Annotated in this window: 18 protein-coding genes and 1 riboswitch; of the genes, 9 read left to right on the top strand and 9 right to left on the bottom strand. The window is 37.3% G+C overall.

Annotated elements, in window-relative coordinates:
* Positions 1–807: 807 nt before the first annotated feature.
* The 7 genes from metE to DFR56_RS19635 all read right to left on the bottom strand — a co-directional run bounded on the left by metE (position 808) and on the right by DFR56_RS19635 (position 12,592).
* On the bottom strand, positions 808–3,099 hold the full coding sequence (gene metE / locus DFR56_RS19665) for a 5-methyltetrahydropteroyltriglutamate--homocysteine S-methyltransferase (RefSeq protein ID WP_110397166.1): 2,292 nt from the start codon (positions 3,097–3,099) through the stop codon (positions 808–810).
* 315 nt (positions 3,100–3,414) lie between these two features.
* Positions 3,415–5,256, bottom strand: coding sequence for a bifunctional homocysteine S-methyltransferase/methylenetetrahydrofolate reductase (locus DFR56_RS19660; protein ID WP_110397165.1), 1,842 nt, complete (start codon positions 5,254–5,256; stop codon positions 3,415–3,417).
* 3 nt (positions 5,257–5,259) lie between these two features.
* The gene (locus tag DFR56_RS19655) at positions 5,260–6,381 is read right to left on the bottom strand and encodes an aminotransferase class I/II-fold pyridoxal phosphate-dependent enzyme (RefSeq protein WP_110397164.1); all 1,122 of its coding nucleotides are present in this window, start codon (positions 6,379–6,381) and stop codon (positions 5,260–5,262) included.
* Between the two features lie 148 nt (positions 6,382–6,529).
* On the bottom strand, positions 6,530–6,730 hold the full coding sequence (locus tag DFR56_RS19650; RefSeq protein ID WP_110397163.1) for a YezD family protein: 201 nt from the start codon (positions 6,728–6,730) through the stop codon (positions 6,530–6,532).
* Between the two features lie 164 nt (positions 6,731–6,894).
* Positions 6,895–6,997, bottom strand: a riboswitch (SAM riboswitch).
* 573 nt (positions 6,998–7,570) lie between these two features.
* Positions 7,571–8,803 (bottom strand): MDR family MFS transporter, encoded by a 1,233-nt coding sequence (locus DFR56_RS19645; RefSeq protein WP_110397162.1) that lies wholly within the window; start codon positions 8,801–8,803, stop codon positions 7,571–7,573.
* Positions 8,804–8,806: 3 nt separating this feature from the next.
* The gene (locus tag DFR56_RS19640) at positions 8,807–9,706 is read right to left on the bottom strand and encodes an ArsR/SmtB family transcription factor (RefSeq protein ID WP_110397161.1); all 900 of its coding nucleotides are present in this window, start codon (positions 9,704–9,706) and stop codon (positions 8,807–8,809) included.
* 609 nt (positions 9,707–10,315) lie between these two features.
* Entirely contained in the window at positions 10,316–12,592 is a 2,277-nt protein-coding gene (locus tag DFR56_RS19635) for a transporter substrate-binding protein (RefSeq protein ID WP_110397160.1), read from the bottom strand.
* 358 nt (positions 12,593–12,950) lie between these two features.
* Between DFR56_RS19635 and DFR56_RS19630 the strand changes: the two genes are divergently transcribed.
* The 3 genes from DFR56_RS19630 to DFR56_RS19620 all read left to right on the top strand — a co-directional run bounded on the left by DFR56_RS19630 (position 12,951) and on the right by DFR56_RS19620 (position 15,673).
* Positions 12,951–13,895, top strand: a complete 945-nt coding sequence (locus DFR56_RS19630; RefSeq protein WP_110397159.1) for an urea transporter — start codon at positions 12,951–12,953, stop codon at positions 13,893–13,895.
* Positions 13,896–14,070: 175 nt separating this feature from the next.
* Positions 14,071–14,262, top strand: a complete 192-nt coding sequence (locus DFR56_RS19625; RefSeq protein WP_244916594.1) for a hypothetical protein — start codon at positions 14,071–14,073, stop codon at positions 14,260–14,262.
* Positions 14,252–15,673 (top strand): amidase, encoded by a 1,422-nt coding sequence (locus DFR56_RS19620; RefSeq protein WP_377724033.1) that lies wholly within the window; start codon positions 14,252–14,254, stop codon positions 15,671–15,673. The genes DFR56_RS19625 and DFR56_RS19620 overlap by 11 nt, the downstream gene beginning before the upstream one ends.
* A 137-nt stretch (positions 15,674–15,810) precedes the next feature.
* Here the strand turns inward: DFR56_RS19620 and DFR56_RS19615 are convergent, their stop codons facing one another.
* Positions 15,811–17,100, bottom strand: a complete 1,290-nt coding sequence (locus tag DFR56_RS19615) for an NCS2 family permease (RefSeq protein WP_110397156.1) — start codon at positions 17,098–17,100, stop codon at positions 15,811–15,813.
* 1,197 nt (positions 17,101–18,297) lie between these two features.
* On the opposite strand from DFR56_RS19615, the gene DFR56_RS19610 reads away from it, so the two are divergent.
* Both DFR56_RS19610 and DFR56_RS19605 read left to right on the top strand, forming a co-directional pair.
* Positions 18,298–19,089 (top strand): helix-turn-helix domain-containing protein, encoded by a 792-nt coding sequence (locus DFR56_RS19610; RefSeq protein ID WP_110397155.1) that lies wholly within the window; start codon positions 18,298–18,300, stop codon positions 19,087–19,089.
* 227 nt (positions 19,090–19,316) lie between these two features.
* On the top strand, positions 19,317–19,502 hold the full coding sequence (locus DFR56_RS19605; RefSeq protein ID WP_110397154.1) for a hypothetical protein: 186 nt from the start codon (positions 19,317–19,319) through the stop codon (positions 19,500–19,502).
* 139 nt (positions 19,503–19,641) lie between these two features.
* Here the strand turns inward: DFR56_RS19605 and DFR56_RS19600 are convergent, their stop codons facing one another.
* Positions 19,642–20,622 carry a diaminopimelate dehydrogenase gene (locus DFR56_RS19600; RefSeq protein WP_110397153.1) on the bottom strand — a complete coding sequence of 327 codons (981 nt, stop codon included), beginning with the start codon at positions 20,620–20,622 and terminating at the stop codon, positions 19,642–19,644.
* 268 nt (positions 20,623–20,890) lie between these two features.
* Between DFR56_RS19600 and DFR56_RS19595 the strand changes: the two genes are divergently transcribed.
* From DFR56_RS19595 to DFR56_RS19580, 4 genes are all read left to right on the top strand, one after another.
* Entirely contained in the window at positions 20,891–22,441 is a 1,551-nt protein-coding gene (locus DFR56_RS19595; RefSeq protein ID WP_110397152.1) for a flotillin family protein, read from the top strand.
* 96 nt (positions 22,442–22,537) lie between these two features.
* Entirely contained in the window at positions 22,538–22,795 is a 258-nt protein-coding gene (locus DFR56_RS19590) for a DNA alkylation repair protein (RefSeq protein WP_110397151.1), read from the top strand.
* Positions 22,795–22,947: a small acid-soluble spore protein P gene (locus tag DFR56_RS19585; protein ID WP_110397150.1), complete on the top strand. Its 153-nt coding sequence runs from the start codon at positions 22,795–22,797 to the stop codon at positions 22,945–22,947. The genes DFR56_RS19590 and DFR56_RS19585 overlap by 1 nt, the downstream gene beginning before the upstream one ends.
* A gap of 615 nt (positions 22,948–23,562) precedes the next feature.
* On the top strand, positions 23,563–24,618 hold the full coding sequence (locus DFR56_RS19580; RefSeq protein ID WP_110397149.1) for a multicopper oxidase domain-containing protein: 1,056 nt from the start codon (positions 23,563–23,565) through the stop codon (positions 24,616–24,618).
* The last annotated feature ends 36 nt before the right edge of the window (positions 24,619–24,654 follow it).

Raw genomic sequence — 24,654 nt, 5'->3', positions numbered from 1 at the left:
TTGGGTCCACTGAAAAAGTTCTTTACTTGGGGTTTATCATGACATACTGTTAATTTCCGCTTCAGGTGGGCGCTTTCCACGGGCGAGCGCTGGACCGCTTCATCGCTACGCTCCTGCAGGGTCTCAGCTGTCTCGCTTTCCCGCAAATCTTTACGGTGAGACGAGCAGAGGCCGCTGAAAAACATACGATTGAAATTTCATTCAATTATTATGAGAAAATAAAGAAGAATTGTAGGCATTTTTTCCTCTAATTCTTTTTTAAAAAATTTTCACGGACTAATTCAATAGCATGAAAGAAAAAGTCAATATATTTCATGTTTATTTGTGTGGAATCCGAATTCACGAAGACTCCTGGGACTGCGCTAAATGCTCGTCCCATCGTAAATATTTGCTAGAAAAGCAACAGCCGAAAATCCATTTCAAACGTTTTGAATAAAACTTTTGAAATTAGTTGAGGCGTTGCCCGTGGAAAGCGAAGTGAATTCGGATGGAACACATGTACACAAACCTTGGGGATTTTTTCAGTGACCTCGGACGAGCATGTATAGGAGTCGCCGCCTTACGCTCCGGTCAACGGAACGCTATCGTTTTTCAGTGGGCCCCCTTTCCTTCGCTGTGGAGTCATTCCTGTTTTAGCGTTTTATTCACGGACAATTGAACGAACGTAAGTGGTGCAGTTCGAAAAATGACCCATTAGGCTATTTGAAATGGAGCCAATCATAAAAGTTTTCTGCCAAAATGGAAACATTTCTTTTAACAACGGATAGCAATGAAAAAAGGGAAGGTCTCCCCTCCCTCTATCAATTATTATTTATTTTGAAGTGCTACTTGTTCTTCACGAGCTTCTTTTGCTGCTTGCACCATTACTTTTAGGGCCGCAATTGTTTCGTCTTCTTTACGTGTTTTTAATCCGCAATCAGGGTTTACCCAGAATTGTTTTGGTGGAATCGTCTGTAATGCACGATGAATGTTTTGCTTAATTTCTTCCACTGCCGGAATTCTTGGACTATGAATATCATATACTCCAAGTCCAATTTCCTTCGTGTACGTATTATCTTCAAATGTTGAAACAAGTTCCCCATGGCTACGTGACGTTTCGATCGAAATAACGTCTGCATCAAGTGCATCAATACAATCGAAGATATCTTCGAAGTTCGAATAGCACATATGTGTATGAATTTGTGTGTCAGCTTCAGCCGTTGCTGTCGCTAAGCGGAATGCATATGCTGATGCTTCTAAATATTCATCCCATTTTGCATGGTCAAGCGGTAGTCCTTCCCGTAATGCTGGCTCATCCACTTGAACAATTTTAATCCCATTCTCTTCTAATGCTTCAATTTCTTTTTGTAGTGCTAATGCGATTTGTTTCATAATGTCATAACGTGGTGTTGTGTCATGAACAAATGACCAGTTCAAAATGGTTACAGGACCTGTTAACATTCCTTTTACTGGACGTTCTGTGTATGACTGGGCAAAAACACTTTCCTTTACCGTAATTGGTTTATCCCAAGATACGTCACCAAAAATTAAAGGAGGCTTTACGCAACGAGAACCATACGATTGTACCCAGCCGTATTCTGTTACACTAAATCCGTTAAATTTCTCCCCGAAATATTCAACCATATCATTTCGTTCAAACTCTCCATGTACAAGTACATCAATATCGAGTTCTTCTTGAATTTCAATCCATCGTTTAATATTGTCATTTACAAATTGCTCATACTGCTGATCCGTAATTTCACCTTTACGCCATTTAGTTCGTGTGCTTCTCACTTCAGGTGTTTGTGGTAAACTACCGATTGAAGTTGTTGGTAGTAATGGCAAATTAAAACGTTCATCTTGAAGTTTAATTCTTTCCGCAAATGGTAAATGACGTACAGCATCTTCAGCTGTTAAGTTAGCAATATCTTTTCGAACTTGATCATTGGAACGGTATGTTGCTTGTAAGTTATTTAGCTCTTCTGTTGCCTGTTTAATATTTGCTTCAACGGCCGTTCTTCCTTCTTGTAATCCTTTTGTCAAGATCACAATTTCTTGCAACTTTTCATCTGCAAAAGAAAGCCCACCAAGAATAACTGGATCAATTTTTTGTTCTAACGTTTTTGTTACAGGTACATGTAGTAAAGAGGAAGATGGTTGAACGATTAGTTGATCTTCTTTGACAAATTGCTTAATCGTTTCAAGCACCGTTAATTTTTCTTCCAGATTTGCTCTCCATACATTACGTCCATCAACAATTCCTGCTGCAAGTACTTTATCTTTTGGGAATCCATACGTTTTCAGTAACTCTAGTGAATCACCATGAACAAAGTCGAGTCCGATTGCTTTTACTGGAAGATTGACAATCGCTTCATAGTTCGAAACTTTTTCAAAATACGTTTGGAAAATAAGATTAATTCCTGGAACCTCTTTAGTAAATGTTTCATACACCTTTTGTGTCGCTGCGAGTACATCTTCTGAAATATTCGTCGCAAAAATTGGTTCATCAATTTGAACCCAAGTAGCTCCTGCTTCAGCAAGCTCTTGTAAAATTTGTACATATAATGGTGTAAATGTATCTACTAATTGGTCAAATTCACTGTCCTCGTATCCTTTAGAAAGTTGTAAATACGTGATTGGGCCTAAAATAACTGATTTTCCGTCAATGCCTAGCTTTTCTTTTGCTTCCTTATAAAAATAAAGGGCACGATTTTCAACAAGTGTCGGCTTAGCATTATTTAATTCGGGAACGATATAATGGTAGTTTGTATTGAACCATTTTGTCATTTCCGAAGCTATAGCATCATCTACCCCACGGGCAATCGCAAAATACGTATCCACATCCACTTTTCCACCTGTATAATTGTAACGTTCTGGAACAATTCCAAATGTTGCAGACGTATCTAGCACATGGTCATATAATGAAAAGTCTCCAACTGGAATTAGATCAATACCTTGTTCTTTTTGCTTTTTTAAATTGTTTAGTCGAATTTCATCTGTTTTTTCAATTAGTTCTTCCTCTGAAATATTTCCATTCCAAAAACTTTCTAGTGCTCTTTTCCATTCTCTATTTTCCCCAATTCGTGGGTAACCTAAGTTTGAACTTTTAATTGTTGACATGTTGTATCCTCCAGTAATATTTATTATTTTTTAAGTGCTTTGTGCACAAATTACTAATTTCATTTTGTGATGCACCATATTCATTGGGACTGCCCTATTATTTTTGATGTTAACGCCTTATTTTAGTGAGATACACCATATTTTTGCGAACTTGCGCCATATCTTAGGCGAGATGCGCCATATTTTCGCGAACTTGCGCCATATTTTTGCGAACCTGCGCCAGTTTTCGAGCCAGATCCGCCAAACCATTACGGACGGAGACGCTTTAGAATGAGCTCCACGCCAGATTAGAGGGGGTCCCTATAACAAAAAGCTTTAAATAGTTACTTCATTCGTTTTTACTAAAGCATTTTTTTCATGAATATAGTGAATAAGTTCTACACAAATATCGTAGCGCATAAATGGTGTAATTAAATAGATTCCATTAAAATGTTCTATAGCCGTGTCGATTAACTCTTTCGATATTTCGATACTTTCCCTAGTCGATAATGCCCTATTTCCTTCCGCTGCCTTCATTCTCGCACGAACTTCATCTGTTAACTTAATTCCAGGTACTTCATTATGCAAAAACTCAGCATTCTTTGTCGATGTTAGAGGCATAATCCCCAGGAAAATGGGTGCTTCAATATGTGCAGTCGCCTCTTTTAATTCAATCATTTTTTCATTGCTATAAACAGGTTGTGTCAAAATATAATCTGCACCACTAGCAATCTTTTTCTCTAATCGTTGTACAGCTCTTTTCACATTTGCAACATTCGGGTTAAATGCAGCTGCAACACTAAAGGATGTTTTTTCCCTTAATGACTTACCTGAAAAGGAAATACCGTTATTTCCTTTTTTAATCAGTTCGATTAATTTGAACGAATTCACATCAAAAACAGAAGTTGCTCCAGGGAAATCCCCAATTTTAGTCGGATCACCTGTAATCGCAAGCACCTCCGAAATACCGAGTGTATGTAGACCCATTAGATGAGACTGGAGTCCGATTAAGTTACGATCACGACAAGTTAAATGGACGAGTGGTTTAATCCCAAGCTCTTGCAAGATAGTAGCGATCGCTACATTACTAATTCTCGGTGTTGCAAGTGAATTGTCTGCAAGTGTAATAGCATCAATGCCTGCTTCTTTTAATGCTTTTGCTCCTTCGACATAATCAGTTATATCTAAATGCTTCGGAGCATCTAATTCTACGATGATCGTAGGGCGTTCTTTCGCAAGTTCTGGTATTGTTTTTTCTCTATGTTTTCTTTCAGGTAAAATCTCCACCAGTTCTTCTTGCTTTACAACTTTTTCTTCTAAAGGAGCTACATTTTTCACCCCTTCTGCTAGAGCTCTTACATGTTCTGGTGTCGTACCACAACAGCCTCCAATTAAGCGAACACCTTGATTACGGAGATCTCGTGCACAAGTTTGAAAATAATCTGGTTCATTTTCATAAAATAGCACACCATCACGATAAGCTGGTAAACTTGCATTTGGATATGCAGCTAAGTAAGCTTTTTCTAAAAGCGGTACGGATTCTAGCGATGTCACCATTTGTGATGGGCCTAAACGACAATTCACTCCAACAACATCTGCACCAAGCGCTTCTAGTTGTTTCAATGCCTCTGTTAAAGCTAAACCATTTTCAAGGACTCCAGGTTCATGCATCGACACATTCGTAATGATTGGTACATCTGTTTCCTCCCGCGCAATTTTTAGAACTGTCTTCAATTCATCCAAGTTGTAATACGTTTCTAAAATAAGACCATCTACACCTTCTAGTAACAAACAATATAGCTGCTCTCTAAAACTACGCTTAATTTCCTCTTCTGTTTCAATTAATGTTTGTGCACCGTGAATGCCACCAATATTTCCTAAAACATGTACTTTCCCTTTAGCAGCTAGCTTGGCAATTTGTACTGCTTTTTGATTGATTTTTTTCACTTGTTCTTCTAAACCGTAGCGTGCTAGTTTAATATAGTTAGCGCCGTAAGTATTCGTTTGAATCACATTTGCACCAGCATTAATGTAAGCTTCATGGACATTTTGAATTTGCTCGGGATGTGTTACATTTAACTCTTCAAAACTTCTATCAACTCCATGTGAATATAGAATCGTTCCCATCGCACCATCGGCAATTAAAATTTGTTTTTTTAAATCTGTCAGTAAACTCAAAAGTTATGTCACCTCCAGTTGTTCAACTGCTTGAAATGCTTGCTCCAAATCAGCGACGATATCATCTCCATGTTCCACACCTACTGAAGCCCGAAGCAATCGATTCGATAAACCGTACGTAATCCGTACTTCTTCTGGAATGTCCATATGTGTTTGGGTAACTGGATACGTTAAAAAGCTTTCCACTCCACCTAAACTTTCAGCAAAAGTGAATAATTTTAACGCCTTTAAAAATGGTGAGACAAGTGATTCATCTACTATTTCAAAACTTAACATCCCACTGCGTCCCGGATAATAGACGTCTGTTACAAGCGGGTGTCTTTTTAAATAATCCACTACATGTTGTGCATTGTTTTCGTGCTGCCTCATTCTAAGTGCTAATGTTTTTAATCCTCTAATTAAGCTCCAACAATCGTATGGGGATAAGACAGAACCAATTGAATTATGCAAAAAGCCAAGTTCTTCACTTAACTTCTCTCCTTTTGAGATAACAAGTCCTGCTAATAAATCATTATGCCCTGCTAAATATTTAGTCGCACTATGAATAACGATATCTGCACCTTGCTCTAATGGCCGCTGGATAAAAGGTGTATACAACGTATTATCCACAACATGAAGGATATGATACTGTTTGGCAAAAGCTGATATTTTTTGTAAATCAACTGTTTGCATTAATGGATTTGTCGGTGTTTCAATAAAAATTGCTTTCGTATTTTCTTTCCTTAATGCCTTTAATTCTTCGTAACTTTTGCCATCCCAATAAGAAAACTCAAAACCGTATTTCTCTTCAAATAGTTCAAATAAGCGATAATTCCCTCCATAAATATCCCTTGAGGAAATAAAGTGAGAACCTTTTTCAAAAAGTGAAAATACGAGTTGGACTGCTGCCATTCCAGATGAAGTCGCAAATGCTTGATCTCCGCCTTCTAGTTCTGCAACTGCTTCTTCCAACACATCACGAGTAGGGTTTCCAGTTCGAATATAATCGTATCCATCTTGCAGACCGATTTCCTCATGACGATACGCAGTAGAAAAATAGATTGGTGTACTTACTGCGCGAAAATGCTCCTCTTTTCTGTTTCCAATTTGAACGAGAAAAGTTTCCTTCCTACATCGACTTGACATCCTCTATTACCCCTTTCAAAGCTTAACTTACCGTTCATCCTACCTAGTAAAGATTGTAGAATGTGTTTCCTTTTCACTAAAAATAAAAAAGGCATCTAAACATACTTTCCAATATAATAAGTACATTGGAAAAGAATGATAGATGCCTTTAGTTGTCTAATCGGCATAAGTTATTCTCTTTTGAACGACGACCTTTTGGTAAGGACAAACTTCGATCAAATCGCTTTTTTTCAGTCGTATCAATTTGTGTGATAAAACCATCATGCACGGTAATTAAAATTGATCCATATTCAAGATCTTGTAAACTGGCACGTAAATGTTCAAGTTGCGCCTCATCGAGTTTACTCATATTCCTATCTCCCCTTCAGCTTATTGTAAGTACAAAGTTCAATTCGAACTTGTAAAGCATATGCCTAGTCGGAAGTCTTTACACTCTTGGTGGTCCAATAAGTTAAATGAAAAAACCTCTTCTTAATTTGATAAGAAGAGGTCGAATAGATGTATTCATTTCTCTTCTTATCTTTCAGGCACTTTCGCTTGCTGGAATTGGCACAGTACTTAAAAGTCTGTTGCCGAGGTTTCTTCGGGCCAGTCCCTCCACCTCTCTGGATAAGAAAATTCATTTCAATTAAATTGTAAATACTACTGTACACTGTATTTTATTATCTGTCAAATTTTTTCTAAAAGGTTTCTGCATCGATCGTTTTTTATACTTAAAAGGTTGTTGAACGTTGTAAGTTATTAATATTGTCCTCTTACTATATATCTAAAAATTTAGGATAATCACTACCCAATATGGTACACTTCACTAAATAAAAAGAGTAAAGAGAGCTCCAGATAGGTACGGAGCCACTATTATCTAGCATCCGGTCATATAGTCTTATAAACAGGGTAACAGTAATTCCCTTAACCCTTCTTATTGACTAAACAATAGCTAGATTTTCAGATGTGTTATGAACGATAAAAGTAATGACTTAAATCTCAAAGGGTTAACCGTCTTTGATGACCGTCTCAAGTCTTTTGGGATTTTAATTGCTCAAATTTTGTTTAACTGGGGTATGATATATTGCTTGTATTACTAAATTTTAAAACCACTTTCATTAAAAAGATCGGCTATCAATTTTCCCTTCTACTTCTACACTAAGTGACGATATGACCTAATGTTTTTTCCATTATACAAGTAAAAGGCTCAAAGACCAGCCTCTGTTTGATGCTTAGAATGTTTAATTCTATAAATATTTCTGCGTCTATGACCTAGATAGAAAAATAGAATACTTAATATACAAATAAAAGCTAAAACGACAAACATGATTAAGCCACCATAGTTTACTAGAAGTATTCCAGATATCCATGGACCAATAAATGAGCCTATTGCTGTAAAATTGATCGTACCGTAGTAAGTCCCACGAATTTGCTCGGGAGTAATCTCATCAATAATGGAGTATTCTGCTGGTATTAATAAGATCTCACCAATCGTAAAGATAATCATCGCTAAACAAAACGTCAAAAAGTCATAGGAGAAGGCAAAGCCAAGGATTCCAAGAGCAAAAAAAGTACTTCCACAGAGGATAGCTCTAAATGATGTCAACCGCTCCATGATCTTTACGATTGGTAAACCGAGCATGACAATGACAAGCGAATGGACAGACCAGAGTAGCATTAAATACGCTAATCCACTTTTCCATTCAAGCTCAAAGTATTGTGATAATATGACTGAAAACTGGCCATGTACAGTCGTAGCTAGTAAACCCCCAAAGAGAAAGAACAACAAAATTCTATCCTTTCGAACAGCCCTTAAAGAACCTAGCATATTCACTCTTTCCTTCTCGGGAATAGAAATCTCTTGAATATGAAAGATAATAAATAAACGATACAGGACAAAAGCATAGACAAGTAAAATAATACTGGCTAATAAAAAAGGTAGCCGACTGCTTGTGGTGATCCCTAACACGACCCCTAATAACGGGCCGATGGCAAAACCAATGTTGACGCCAATGTATCTTAGGGAGAACGCTCTCAACCTTTTCTTGCTCTCAGTAAAATCTGCCATAAGCGCTTTGGCACAGGGATCAAAAAATGACGTGCAAAACCCCATGATTAAGGTTAAAATGACCAATAAAACCGGATAAGAATTAAGCATAAAGCCCGCATAAACGATAGAAGCTGATACTAATGACAGTAGCATGATGTACTTTCTACCGTACTGATCGGACAAGGTCCCTCCTAAAAATCCTCCTAACATGGAGCCTACTGCGGTCGCACCTACAATGAAACCAATGAAAACCGGGTTAAACCCTGTATATGTACTTAAATAGATGGCAAAAAAGGGTATCACCATACCAAATCCAATGTTCATAAATACACTACCAAGAATAATGGTGTACACAATCGGATGAAACTCTTTGAACCAGGTTTTCTGCATGTTTTATTCTCCTTTTACAAAGTTGGTAAGAACGTCATGCAGATGGGTGATCGTTCCCTCTCTAAAACTGTAGCTTTCCACTCTTACACTATTATGGTAGGCCCTAATAAGGCCTGAAGTTCTGAGCAGCTTGATATGGTAATGGGTATTACTTTTGGAAAGCCCGGTGAATTGTTGGATTTCAGAAAAGGTACGGGGCTGGGCATGAAGATAGCGCAATATTTGAAGTCGCTTATCATCAGACAGGCTCTTCAGTTGTCTCCCTATTTTTTTCGGCAAAGATGAATCGGAATCTTTGACATCAACCGGGTATAGGCAAGTGATCAGTCCGTCATAGTAATCCGTAACACTAAACGGAGATTGATGATACTGTGGGATAAGCAACAGCTTTTTTACATGAGGGGAGACGATTTGAATCCCGTTTGTACTCATTTCAACAAGTTCAACAGGGTCCATCTTGGTGATGAGCTTTTCTTTTTGCTGTGCGTCCCTCCTTAAGGCTTCTAATATTTCAGGCTGTAGATGACGGAAATACTGCTGGCTCCATTTTCTTAATAGAGAAACAAAGTAAGTGTGGATCTCTATCATATCCCTTGGGATGTGTTGCACCCAAGGCACTAAAAGCATATAAACTTCAGAAGAAGGAAGCTCTTCAAGCCATGCCAGAAAATGGTCAATAGTATCTTTCTTGGGACATTGCCAGACAAGTAAGTTCAAGCGGTGTAAAACTTCTAGCTTTTGATCCTTAAGCTCCTCAACGAATTCGGGATCGAGGTTTTTTTGAACGTCCTTAACCCATTTGTTACCTAGTTCATTGATCTGTCTTCCAGTGGAATCTAAATACGTGTATAGGCTAGTAATAAGCTCATAAACAGGAGAATAATCTATTTCTACTTTGTACAAACTGGTGCACTTCCTTTCTTATTTAGTTATATTTTTATTTAATTACTTATAGTTCAAATTTTATAGAACTAATAATGTTTTGTCAAACTAGTAAAGGTTGGAGCCGGCCAATGAAACTGTTGAAAAGATCGGCTTAGACCAATATTTATGAACGTTAACAACTGTCGGAATAGTTCCTGTTATCAATCACGATCGCACATCCAGTGGCTACCAGTTCACCTTTAGCCGTCGTCGTTATTTCAGGATTGCTGTTTGCGACGATGATTACATTGGTATTCATACTAGACACCTAGTTAATTTTTTAAGACGTAAGTTGTTGATTGGGTGTTTGGATGGAAAAAAGCAGCTTCGCCTATCGAAGACATTGAGGGAAGGATATCGTATTAGATTGCGTGGAAGCAATGGATGAAAGATACGGGAATCTTACACGAAGAATAGAAAAAAAGACCCCTCATCCATTAAGTGAATGGATGAAAGACCTTCATTTTTAAAGTAATTTACTAGTGCTTATGACCAATAAAATGACCACGATTTTGATCAAGTCACTTTAACCCTTGATATAGTAAGAGCTTAGAGTTACCCTTACGTCATACCACCCATAAGCTACACCTATAAACTTATCTCAAATTCTTTCATTTTTCTATACAAGGTGCTCCGACCGATCCCTAATTTTTTCGATGCTTCATTTACATTATTCGTCTCCAATATTGCTTGTGTAATCATTTTTTTCTCAACATCCTTTAAAGATAGTTCAGAAGGCATTTTTCGATTATAATACCCCTTTATTTTTTTCGGTAGATGTTCACTTAAAATATTACTAGACTTTCCTCGCGCAAGTAAAAAAGCACGTTCAATGATATTTCTAAGTTCACGAATATTACCAGGCCATGGATATTCAATAAAAAGTTGCATAACTTCCTGATCAACCTCTTTCGGTCCATCCCCATATATTTCGTGAAATTCGTTTATAAATTTCCATGCGAGCGCTTCAACATCTTCTGGTCGCTCCCGTAAAGGTGGGATATCGATCGATAAAACATTTAATCGATAATATAGATCGGATCGAAAACCGTTATTATACGCAATTTCTTCTTCTAAATCCCTGTTCGTTGCAGCAATAATCCGAATATCTACTTCACGCTCTTTCGATTCACCAAGGCGAATAATTTTCTTCGTCTCAATTGCCCGTAATAAAATGACTTGTAATTCTAAAGGCATATCTCCAATTTCATCAAGGAAAAGTGTTCCATTATGAGCACTTTCAAACCTTCCGATTGATCCTCCTTTTTTTGCTCCAGTAAAAGTACCTTCAACATAACCGAATAATTCACTCGTTATTAAGTCTTTTGGAATTGCTCCGGTATTTATAGCAATAAATGGTCCATCTTTTCGATCACTTTCTTCATGAATTGATCTTGCAAGCACTTCTTTCCCAGTACCTGTTTCGCCAAGGATAAGCACATTTGCTGTTGATTGTGAGGCAATTGTTGCAGTTTCTAATTCCGTTTGAAAGAGTTGATTTTTAGTTTGTATCGATCCAAATTGATAAATAGATTCAAAGCTTTTTTCAAAACTAGGTTTTAATAAAAACAGGGTTTTCATCTTTGCTTCATAAGAATTAACTTGATACGTTTTTTCTATTTGTTTAAGCATTTTAGGAGTGATTGTTTCCCCTTTATTAAATCCTGTCATTTCTATTGCTTTGCGACTCATATACTGAATCGTTCTATGTTCAGATATTGCGATAATAGCTTCTTCACTAATTTGTCCCCATGCATTTAGAACAATTTCATTTACATGACTTTTTTTAGACTGTTTTATTCTATATGGCCGAGGTTGAATATTACTTGCGGAGTCCCAAACTATTTCAAATTGTCCATTTGGCAATGCCTTTCCAATTTTAACAGGACGAGATAAATGGCGTTTTTTTGTGCCGATACGTAACGTTCCACATGCTGTTTCCATCTTTTTTCCGCTCATGTAATGAAAGATTCTATCACGTTCAAAGCTGTTCTTTTTAATGATCGCATCTAGTAAAATCTTCGTCCCGAGGTACGTATTAAACATAACGGAAGAGATCGCTTTTCTTTCGCCGAAAAACTGATCGTACTCCTTCACAAATGCCTTGTTCATTGGATTGTTTAAAGATTGAAAATAACTGGCTGAACTATAATGTCCTGCGCCAATAGTAGTTCCCATTGCATATAATTCTGTTTCTTTTGTAATCGGGCTAAAAATGGGAGTTGCTTCGGGATTTAATCCCATTTGATTATATGTTTGATAAAAGGCCAAAACACTTTGTCCGACAAGTGTGGAAAAAATAGCATCTGGCTTCTTTAAAATAATATCTTGAATCGTTTGATGAAATTCTCGATGACCAAAAGGGACATATTTCTCTTCAACAACTTCTCCCTTTTTCTCTTTTATATATGTTTTAACTTGTGCATTTGTTTCCCGAGGATAAATATAATCATTACCAATTAAGTAAATCCTTTTACCATATTGATTCATTAAATAATCAATTAGTGTATGAACTTGCTGATTTGGAACCTCTCCCGTATAGAAAACATTCGGGTGATCTTCTTGTCCTTCATAAAGGGTTGGATAAACGAGGAGACAGTTATACTTTTCAAGAACGGGCAGGACTGCTTTGCGACAGGCAGACGTGTAACAACCGATAAACACCTTTACACCTTCACGGGCTAGCGCCTCCGCTTCTGTAACTGCTTTACGTGGATCAGAGCAAATATCTCTTGTAACAACTTCAATCGTATGCTCTTCCTTACTATATTGACTAATAGCGAAGCAAGCGGCATCATATTGACCTTTCTCAGTAATCGAAGTCGTTCCTGTAAATGAAAATAAAAGCCCTACTTTTATATGCACATTTTATTCCTCCTTTGCATGCCCTTAAAAAACCGTATCTTTTCATTTTTTAAAACGGGCTAGAAGCAAAAAACACTAACTAATTCCCAAAATGAGAAAGCGGTTTCAGAATGAGACATGATTATTTATTCCTTATCCTTAATCTTATCGCTTGCACCGTCCTATATCAACTAAGAAAACTTTTTTTAATTAAATATTTTGACGGTTCAAATAGCAACACTGATGCATCATGATACAGCTTTCATTACGTTAAAACCTTTTTTTAGGCTAGATTTTTAAAAATTGGCACGGATGTTGCATTTTATTTAAGAACGAAAGGAGGAAAAACAATTAAATCGTTTGTATGGGGAGATAGTATATGCAAAAAAGGAACAAGAAATTTTTGAAGGAAGGTGAATTATTTCCATTTCTATTAGCATCTATAAAAGGCATATCACAAATTTTGTTAATTGAAAACGCCATAACAGGAATCATTATTCTACTTGCAATTACACTTGCCTCGCCTTTTTTGGGTAGCATTACTTTCATTTCAGTAATGATCGGTACGTTAATTGCAAAAATAGGTGGAGCTGATAAGCAGGCAGTAAATGCGGGATTGTTCGGCTATAATTCAGCACTAACTGGGCTTGCATTATCCCTATTTTTAGACGGCCCTTACAATTGGATTATTGCTTTAATTGGGGCTGCTATTGTCTCAATCCTAACTGCAGCGTTGATGCATTTTATAAAAGGAATAGACATCCCAATACTCACCTTTCCTTTTGTGATTATTACTTGGTTTATGTTACTAATCTCTTATAAATTAGAAACTTTTCAGTTAAATCCCATTTTGGCACCTGAAATATTATCTAATGTTACAGTAGATTTTTCAGGGGAAATAAATTGGCTCGGTGGTTTCGTATTAGGGATTGCACAAATATTTTTTCTAGACAATATTTATTCAGGGATATTGCTCTTTATTGCACTATTTTGGGCTGGGTGGAGATTTGGGGTGTATGCGATAATTGCTAGTGCGATTGCGCTTCTTACCGCCTTCCTTTTTGGTGGTGAACAATCACTCATCTCTTTAGGTCTATATGGATATAATGCAATTTTAACAATCATTGCTGTTTCCATCGTATTTAAAGAAAGCGATAATCGTTTTGCTTTGTATTCAGGGATGATCGGCGCTAGTTTGACTATTTTAATTACCGCAAGTTTAAGTGTCTGGCTTCTCCCATTCGGCCTTCCCGCCTTAACGATGGCCTTCGTTCTAGGAACATGGATTTTCCTAGGTGCAAGAAAAGTAATGCCGATGTTTTAAATATTGAACCATCGATACATTCACACTGACTTTTTATGTAAAATTTTATTTACTATTTTCAACATTCGTTCGGCTTTAAAATGAACACATGACAGATAAAGAAAAAAGTTGAAAGCGTTCTCCACTGTTGTCTAAAGGCAGTTGCTACTTAAGATAAATAAAATATAATAAAGGAGTGGTTGGTTTGTCTTTAACCATTAAAGAAATACTTGAGAACAAAGGAATAACACCACGAGAAGAGCATCTGGAAATCTTAGAAACTCGTTGGAAAGGAATGCAAGCATTAAGAGGCGATCTAAAGGGTGCAAATATTGATGATGCAGATATAGCCTTAAGAAATATACCTGGAGGTGACCATGTTGAGTAAAGAATTAGTGGCAAAATCAGTCGAAGAATTAGCTCCACTCATTGAAAATAAATCGATCTCCCCTGTTGAATTAACGGAAGCAATTTTGGATCATGCAGATGCAACAGAGGAGAAAATTAATGCGTATATGGAAATGTATCGTAAAGAGGCCATAGAAGGTGCAAAAAAGGCAGAAGAAGAAATTGTCAATGGTAATTACCGAGGCATGTACCATGGTATTCCAATGGCCATTAAAGATAATGTCTATTTCAAAGATAAAGTGTCCACGATGTCTTCAAAAATTCATAAAGACTTTGTTTCCGCCCATGATGCAACAGTAATTGCTAAGCTAAGAAATGCTGGAGTTGTATTTACTGGTAAGTTAAGCATGCATGAATACGCTTGGGGAATTACCAACAATAACCCACATTACGGCGCAGTGAAAAACCCATGGAACTTAGAAAAAATCCCTGGAGGATCAAGTGGTGGTTCCGGTGCAGCTGTTGCAGTTGGATCAACTGTCGCATCATTAGGTACAGATACAGCAGGGTCGATTCGTATTCCTTCCTCCGCTTGCGGAATCGTCGGACTAAAACAGACACATGGACGTGTAAGTAAATATGGTGTATATCCACTTGCTTGGTCGCTTGATCACGTTGGCCCAATGACCAAAACGGTAAAAGATGCTGCTGGATTATTACAAATAATTGCTGGATTCGATAAAAATGATCCAACGACAGTTGATGTTCCTGTCGATAATTATTTGGAAAAAATAACTGGTGATGTAAAAGATCTCGTCATAGGAGTGAATGAAGAGTATTTCTTTAATGAAGTAGATGATGGAATTGAAAAACTTGTCCGCGCAGGCATTCAAACTCTTGTTAATCAAGGAGCTAAAGTGAAAGAAGTCAAAATCCCAATGCTCCAATATGCAGAATGGGCTGAGCTAGTAACATCTTTATCAGAAGCATCTGCTATTCACCATAGCGATATGCTAACTAGACCGGATGATTTCGGACATGATATTCGGATGCTCTTTGAACTGGGAGAGCTTCCATCAGCTGTTGATTATTTACAAGCACAACAAATTAGAAGACAGTTAAAACAAGACTTCCAAAAAGCCTTTGAAGAAGTGGACGTGCTGATGATGCCGACATTACCGATCCTTCCAAACGATATTGGTGATGATTGGGCAAATCTAAATGGCAAAAAAGTCGATTTAATCGATAATATTATTCGTTTTACTGGACCTGGAAACTTAACTGGCCTACCTGCTCTTTCTGTTCCATGTGGGTTTAGCGAAGGACTACCAGTCGGATTACAAATAATGGGAAGAGCCTTTGATGAGGCTACCATTTTAAATACTGGATATGCGTTAGAACAAACAAACCCAATGAAAAATAAAAAACCAGACTTATTATTAAATGCATAGAAAAAAACAAAAGGAATTGCTTCGCTTATGGAAGCAGTTCCTTTTTTGATCATACAGGACAAGTTATTTCGCAAACACATTCCATAGGGATTTATTAATATTTCAAAGACATATCTTATACCCTTTTCTGATCTCAGTTAATGACCAGGAAAGAAGATCATTTGCAGTACAAAAATGACTCCAAAGAGATACAGGATCGGATGAACCTCTTTCCTCTTTCCACTAACAAGTTTAACAAGTGGATAGGTAATGAATCCAACAGCTATCCCCGTTGCAATACTAGACGTAAGTGGCATCATCAAAACAACTGCAAAGGTTGGGAAAGCATCATCGAAATTTTTCCAATTAATATTCGCAAGTCCAGCCATCATAAAACTACCTACAATGATTAAAGCTGGCGCTGTTATAGCCGAAAGAGATGAAATGGCAGAAACTAACGGTGAAAAAAATAACGTAATTAAAAAAAGGCTTGCTACAATGAGCGATGTGAGCCCTGTCCTTCCTCCAATCGCTACTCCTGAAGAAGACTCGATATATGCACTTGACGGTGTTGTACCTAACGTTGCTCCAACAGTTGTTGCTACTGCATCGGCAGTAAGTGCTGCTTTTGCCTTTGGTAATTTACCATTTTTCATTAAACCTGCTTGCTCCGCCACCCCAATCATCGTACCTGTCGTATCAAAGATGGTAACAAGCAAATAAGCAAATACGACTGTATACAATGAATGCGTAAAAACACCGTTAATGTCTAAGTCAAATAAAACAGGAGCTGGAGGTACTGATGCAATGCTATCTATCTGTAACAAGTTTAAGAAATAACCAAGTATAGCAGTAATAAACATACCTATAAACAATGCACCATGTACTTTACGAGCAACTAACATTAATGTAATAAATAACCCGAAAACTGCCAGCATGGTATGAGGATCAGAAACGTCGCCAAATGCAACATATGTATCTTCATTTGCTACGACAAGACCGGACATTTTCAATCCTAGAAAAGCTATGAATAAGCCTATCCCGGCAGTTATACCATATTTCAAGGATGCTGGAATGGATTCAATGAGTAACTCGCGAAATTTCGTAAAAGTAAGTAAAAGAAATATAATCCCTGCTAATAACACAGCACCAAAAACAGCTTGATATGACACCCCTTGTGTAGCAACAACACTTACAAAGTATGCATTCATTCCCATACCCGGAGCAATAGCAATCGGATAATTCGCCCAAAAAGCCATAATTAGAGTTCCGACAACTGCCGCAATGACCGTGGCAATAAACACTTGATCAAATGGAACTCCCGCAGCCGAAAGTATCGCTGGGTTAACAACGACAATATACGCCATTGTTAAAAAAGTTGTAAATCCAGCTAGTATTTCTGTTCTAATATTCGTGCCTAATTTTTGTAGTTTAAATAACTTTTCCATATTATTCCCCTTTTGGAATTTCTAAATTCCTAATATGTAGATAGATGAATAATTGTATTATTCACTTGAACTCCAAAAAATATCATAAGGGAAGATGCGAAATAATTCAATATAAACAAATTTCATACGGTAAATTTTAAACTCCAAATATTTATAAAACTGTACTAGGCTTGATAAATTTGTTATGATTTTTTCAACGTAAAATGACAATTGGATCGAACTAACTATTGGTAATCTTTTAGAAAACTTGGCATTCTTTAAAGAAAACACCCCCGACTGGCGAGCCGTCAGGCGATGACAGAGGGGATGTTGCGCTTACGACGCACAGGACGTGCTAGTGCAAATCTTTACGGTGGGACGAGTAATCGCAGTCCCAGGTAGTTGCCACACGACGTGGCGCTCTTAGCCTGCGTTCGACTTTTTAAAGCGGATAGCTAGTTTATGACGAAAGAAAAACCGATTGTCTAGGTAATGTTTCACTTATGCAAATCAAAAAGTTTTATACTTTCTTACTCAACTTTCGCATAGTGAAATGAATAAGAAAGTCTTGGTAGAATTAAATAGAATGCAGATACAGTGGTCAAGTTGACTTTGGATGATTCATTTGCTCTTAAGTTTAAGCTGATATCCGTCTGGGCTCGCTCCGTGCGGATGCTTTCCGCGGACAACGCTTTAGCTACCTTGGAAGAAAATCACTTCTTCGGGGATCTTCAGCCGTTGCTTTTCCCGCAGGAGTCGCCACACTGCGCTCACCCAGACTAGTTTGGAGATATATACTAGAAACATAATTAGAGGGCCAAATCATATTTATCACTCTGAGCAGTCCAAATCCATCAAGACGCCTGTGGGAGGAGCCTAGGTGAGATCACGTAGTGCGTCAGCACGAAGGGAGCTCAACAGCCGCCCACGGCAAGCGAAGATGTATTGGTACTGCGGACTTCCAGTAGACATCCTATAAGCTAAATTCAGTTTATTATACCGAGGTTGTAAAGGATATCATTAGAAGTACCTCAAGCTTTACCAAGCGAACTGTTTGAACTTATTTTATTGGTGCGAAAGTTGAGTTTCTTATCTGCCTCCAAAAACCCGTTGTAACAACATTGCAACCGTAAGTTGACAAAGTGCAACTGATTTGTGATAGAACATTGAGCAAAGTTTTCTTACAATATAGATAGTAAAAGAAAGGAGTTCATCTAGATGACATTTGGTGAAAAACTATTTAAGTTGAGAAAAGAAAAAGGATTTTCTCAAGAAGCGTTAGCAGAAAAATTAAATACGACGAGACAGGCAATAAGCAAATGGGAAAATGGCCAAGGATACCCCGAGACGGAAAAGCTTCTTATGATTGGGAACATTTTCGGGGTGTCAATGGATTATTTATTAAAAGATACGAGTGAACAAAGCAATGAGACAGAAGCGGGCTATTATGTTAGCAAAGAAATGGCAGAAGGATTTTTATTGTCATCCAAAAAAATGGCTAGATATACCTCATTTGGTTTATTCTTTATCGCTTTAGCCTTTATTCCATATTTTATTTTTAATCAAGACCCAACTAACTACTTAATCCCAACGATTATTTTTGGAACGATCGGGGTTGGATGCCTTGCATCAACGTCCTTTTTAGAAGAAGATCAATATAAAATACTGAAACAAGAACCTTTATTATTTGATGAAAAGTATCTTCAAGAGTTGAATATTCGTTATGAAAATAGGAAGAAAAAGTATGCGATTTTTATGATTGTAGGATTCGCCTCATTTGCAATGGGTTTCTTTCCGATTGGTTTAGAAAAGAAAAATATTATTTCTGCCGATTTTTTAACACCTTATTTTCCAATTTCTATCGGGTTAATGGCAGTCGGTATTTACATTTTAACGCACACATCTACCATCCTGGATGGGTATAAACTTCTTGCCAAAAACGAATTGTACACAAATCGATTACGTTTTAAGTTACGGAAAAAAGTCCGACAAAAGGTAGATGAATTATAATCCAAGGATTGGGCAACGTCGTTTTGATTATTACGCCCCTACCATTTGCGGCTGTCGCTGAAATATGTTGAATTGCGCCGAATTATTTAAGGTGGCGCTGAATTTTTCCGATCCACGCCGAATTATTTAAGGTGGCGCTGAATTATACTCGAAACGCGCTGAATATCCCCTAATTGCTTTTCTAAGACTGAGGCAAATGAGATACATAATCATAGGAGGGAAAATCTATGGAGAAAACATCCATTTTAAAGGTCGCTTTTACGATTGGATTGCTCATTCTGATCAAAGTTTTTCAAGATTCAATCCCTAGAAATAGTGATTTACTTACGAATATAATAGTCCCGATTGCTTTCGTTATATTTGTTAGTATATATGGTGCATCAGAACTGAGAAAAAATAAGAAGGAACAATAGAAAAGAAAGCAATTATGTCTGTTTCATTCTAATTAGTGATGAGCAATGAACTATTCAATAAATCACAACGTGTCCATGTTAAACGAACTACTAAAAAAGGAACTGTTTCCTCAACCGAAGCAGTTCCTTCTATTATTATTTATAAAAAGTTCTTTCTTAACTCTGCTGGTGATGCTGGATGAATGTAACCTGGACCAATATCGTATACTGTTTTTGCTCCTTTTTGCCCTTCTTGATGAAGTCGATATGCGGCACGAGCATAAGCAACTAACACACTAGCTGTAAACTCAGGATTACTGTCCAACTTTAAGCTAAACTCTACAATTTGGTCGTTTCCTGCCCCCGTTTTTCCACTATGAATAACGAATCCACCATGAGGCATTGCTGTATGGTCACGATCTAATTCCTCTTCTGTAATAAAATGGACAGCCGTATCATAATCAGCAAAGTAATTTGGCATCGTTTTAATCGTTTCGGCAACCTGTTCGGCATTCGCCCCTTCTTCTAAAACGATAAAGCATTCCCGTTTATGTTTCTCACTTGTTGAAAGTTCCGGATTTTCTCCAGCACGAACACGATCCATTGCCTCCTCTGAAGGTATCGTATACTGAACACCTGCTTTAACACCTTCCACTCGGCGAACTGCATCGGAATGTCCTTGGCTCAACCCTTTCCCCCAGAATGTATATGTATTTCCGTCGATTAAAACCGCTTCCGACATGACACGATTAATGGAAAATAACCCTGGATCCCATCCTACTGAAATAACGCTTGTCTTCCCACTTGCTTGCGCCACTTGATCGACTGACTCATAATATTCTGGGATGTTCGCATGTGTATCAAAACTATCGACTGTATTAAACATTGCAGCAAATTGTGGTGTTTGTTCTGGTAAGTCTGTTGCAGATCCACCACAGAGAATCATGACATCAATTTTATCTTGAAAATTTTTCGCTTCATCTATATGTACAGATTTTACGTGTTGATCAAACGTTTGAACAGTACCCCTTCTGGAAAATACAGCAACAAGTTCCATATCCGGCTGCTGGGATATTGCTCGTTCTGCCCCACGTCCTAAATTTCCGTATCCGATTATTCCTACTTTTATTTTATCTGTCATTTTTTACCCCACCTAAACACTATTTCATAGTTTGATTTTCTTTTATACTATCGTTTTTCCTTTAAAAGTTCAATATCCACGTGTTGTTGTTTCGTGATAGGTTCATTTCTACTGACGATAAATTTACATAAAACATGCCAAAAGGCTTACGATAGAAACGAAAGTATATGATATGATGATGGATAATCACCTATTATATTTTCCTCCAAAGTAAAATATGTAGGATGATCAAAACATATATTACAAAAGAAAGGAAGCGTGATTATTTATGATGATACTAGCAGTTGCCATTATAATACTTGTTTTAGCAATCGTAGGTGGAGTCATATGGTATATATATATGAAGTTTCGATATAAAACCGTCCCATCAAACGAAGCATTAATTATTACTGGACCTAATCTTGGAGATCCGAAAAAGGAAAGTAATATTCATCATGACAGTGAAGGTAGATCCATTAAAGTAGTTCGCGGAGGCGGGGAACGTTTAAAATTATTCCAATCATTTACACGGGTATCATTAAGTTCTTTCCAACTAAAAATTAAAACACCGAAAGTTTACACGAAGCATGGGGTAGGTATTTTTGGTGAAGCAGTTGCGACGGTAAAAGTGGCAGATACGTTGGAAGGAATCGTGAAATATGCCGAGCAGTTTTTAGGTAAAAAACAATCCGAAATTGAAGGAGAAATTTCGGAAGTTCTAGGTAGTAATTTACGCGCTATTTTATCTGAAATGTCTGTTGAAGAGATTAATAGTGACCGACAAGTATTTAATGAAAGAGTTAGAAAGATTGCCCAAAAAGAATTAGATGAAATGGGCTTTAAAATCACTTCATTAGGTCTAACAAATATTGCGGATGATGAAGGCTATTTGGAAAACTTAGGTAGACCGCAAATCTCGGACGTTAAAAAACAAGCAGAAATTGCAGAAAGTACGAATGAGCGAGAAACAAGAGTCCACGTAGCGAAAATGGATGAGGAAGTCGCAAGAGAAGAATATGCAAGAAAAATGAATATTGCGGATTCAAGAAAAGAAAAAGAAATTAAAGATCAACGGATATTAGCGGAAACACAAAGAGAAAAAGCTATATCTGAGGCAGCATATGAACTTGAACAAGAAGAAAGACGTTTAGAAATTGAAAGAAAAAGATTAGAAATTAAACAGCAAGATAAAGAACGTGAATTAATGCTCCAAAAATTAGAACGAGAAAACCAAGTTCTATTAGAGGAAGAAGAAGTAAAAGTCCGTAGACAAAAAGCAGACGCTCTTTTTTATGAAAAATTAAAAGAGGCAGAAGCTACAGCGGAAGCACGAATTAGAGATGGTAAAGCGGAAGCAGAAGTCATTCAAGCGAAAAGTAAAGCGGAAATTGAAGCGATTGAGAAACGTGCGGAAGCGCTAAATAAACACCAAGACGTTATTTTAAGAGAAAAGATTATTGAAATGATGCCTGAATTTGCAAAAGCTGTTTCAGACTCCATGAGCAATGTTGATTCGATCCGAATTTTGGATAGTGGCAGTGGAAAACAAATAAATAGCTTACCAAAGTCTGTTACTAGCAATATGGTTGCTCTTCAAGAAAGTTTAAAAGAAATGACTGGTATTGATTTAACGAATATTATTAATAGCGTTTCAGGGGTAGACCAAAAAACGGATGAAGTAAATGATGACCCTTTAGAAGAAATAGATGACGAGTTGGAAATAACAACGGATGACATACATACACCGACTGTAGAGGAATTGGATCAACCCTCTGACAATCTTCATGTAGTGGAGAATGAAAACGAAAATGAGAATGAATCCAACAATGAGAATGAATAAAATTGTAAATCTTAAAAAGAACGGCGCTCATGCTGTTCTTTTTTTTCACATAAAAAGTGAGGATGCAGGCAAACTACATGAAGGAGGGAAATAAAAATGGCTAAGCCTTATTGTTGTCCAAATTGTAAAACAAACAAAACCCGCTTTAACTTAATTGAACAACATGCAAAAATAGTGAAATTAGATTCCAATACCGGTGAAATTATCTCAGAGCATACGAAAGAAAATATTGAACCTTACCATATGCTCTATATGGGACCATCATTGAAAATACAATGTGGTGTCTGTGGTTTATTGGAAGATGAAGAAATGTTTATCAAGTATGCAACCTATCGTGGAAAGGAGAGTACATAATGGCTGGAAAACCAAAAGGACCGAAACAACAGGATAAACCAAACCTACCAAAAAGCCCAAAGCAACCATACGGAGAGCCGTTAAGTGGTTCACATAAAGATAAAATGAGGATGCAAGGAAAAGAAAGAAAAGACGCAGGTAATGGCATGTAAATAACAAGGGTGCAAGCGTCCTTAAGAGCTATCCGTCCGAGATTGGAATTTTACGCACTTTTTCGAAAAATTCCGCACTGAGCTAAGAATTTCAGCACTTTCGGAAAAATTTACGCACTGAGCTAATGTATTTTTGCACTTTCCTAAAAATTTCCGCACTGAGCTAGAGTTTTTCCGCACTTCCGCATATTCACACTTTCTAGCGTGACCGTTATCGGTGTAAAAAAGATTTAGTTATTTATTCAGGCTAAGTCTTTTTGTATTGATCACAAAATCAGCACATTACCCCTATATAAAATGATATATCTTTATACCTACTTTTTTCATCTATCTATCCCCTCTCTTTTCCAGCAAATAACAACGAATCACTCCCTATTTAAACTGCGCCAAATCAACGTTTATAACCACTTCTCAATTTATCCACAAGTTAGACATTCATTAGTCATAAAGCGAATCGGATATGTGATTTTAGTCACATATAGGTAAAAGGACATACCCTATACTATAAGTGAAGATAAGTTAAACCATCCAATCAAGCAGATAACAGAAAGAGAGCCATCATTTGATTGAATGGCAAACACCTTACCTTATCTAAAAACTTATGGGGTGATTAAAATGCTAAACAAAGTTAACCGCCGCCTTGTCACTGGTCTTAGTTTATCTGCTGTCTTGTTGTTATCGGCCTGTGCCTCACCTACTCAAAATGAAAACGTTGAAAAAGTAAATGCGGAAGAAGTGAAAACAGAAGTCATTAAGCCTCACCTAGGACTGAACCAAGAGCCTATCCCACTTAAGGTAGAACGAGTTGGGGAAAATGAAGTCAATGTGGAAATGACTGCCCAGATTACAGACATTGAAATTGACAAAGGAGAGATGTATAAAGCTTGGACATTTAATGGAGAAGTACCTGGCCCACTTGTCGTTGTTGAAGAAGGAGATGTGATAAACTTTACGATGAAAAATATGGATCCTGCTATCCCACATAGTATGGACTTTCATGCTGTAAGAACTTCACCTTCCAAAAACTTTACGAATGTAGAACCCGATGAAACTGGAACATTCACCTACCCTGCTGATAATCCTGGAGTATTTATGTATCATTGTGGAACAGCTCCTATTCTTTCTCACATTGCAAACGGAATGCACGGAGTGATCATTGTAAAACCGAAAGACGGTTATCCGACAGATGACCAAATCGATAAAGAGTTCGTCATGATTCAAAACGAATGGTACAACTATAATGACCTTGAAGATTTTACGAATGGTAGTCCTAAACATGTTGTATTCTCAACAAAAGCGCTTAAAGAAGACGATCGTAATACAAATGGAGATACGTTCACATTAAAAGATGAACCGCTTCTTGCAAAAGAAGGAGATCGAGTCCGAATTTATATCAATAACGTTGGACCAAATGAAGTTAGTTCATTCCATGTCGTTGGTACGATGTTTGACTATGTATACGAAGACGGAAATCCGAACAACGTATTAGAAGGAATGCAAACAATCATGTTGCCAGCAAGTGGTGGAGCCGTTGTAGAATTTGAAGTAGTAGAAGAAGGTAGCTACCCGATTGTTACCCACCAGTTCAACCATGTACAAAAAGGAGCATCTGCTATTTTAAAAGTGACGAAAGATGGTTTAGATGACGAAAAAGCAACAATGAGCCACTAACATTTACTTGCGAATGATGCATGTTTGGAGGTGAGT

The organism is Pseudogracilibacillus auburnensis (assembly GCF_003201975.1).
Classification (GTDB): domain Bacteria; phylum Bacillota; class Bacilli; order Bacillales; family Amphibacillaceae; genus Pseudogracilibacillus; species Pseudogracilibacillus auburnensis.
Note: the sequence above shows the minus strand (reverse complement) of the source record. Positions and strands in the feature narration are given on the sequence as shown.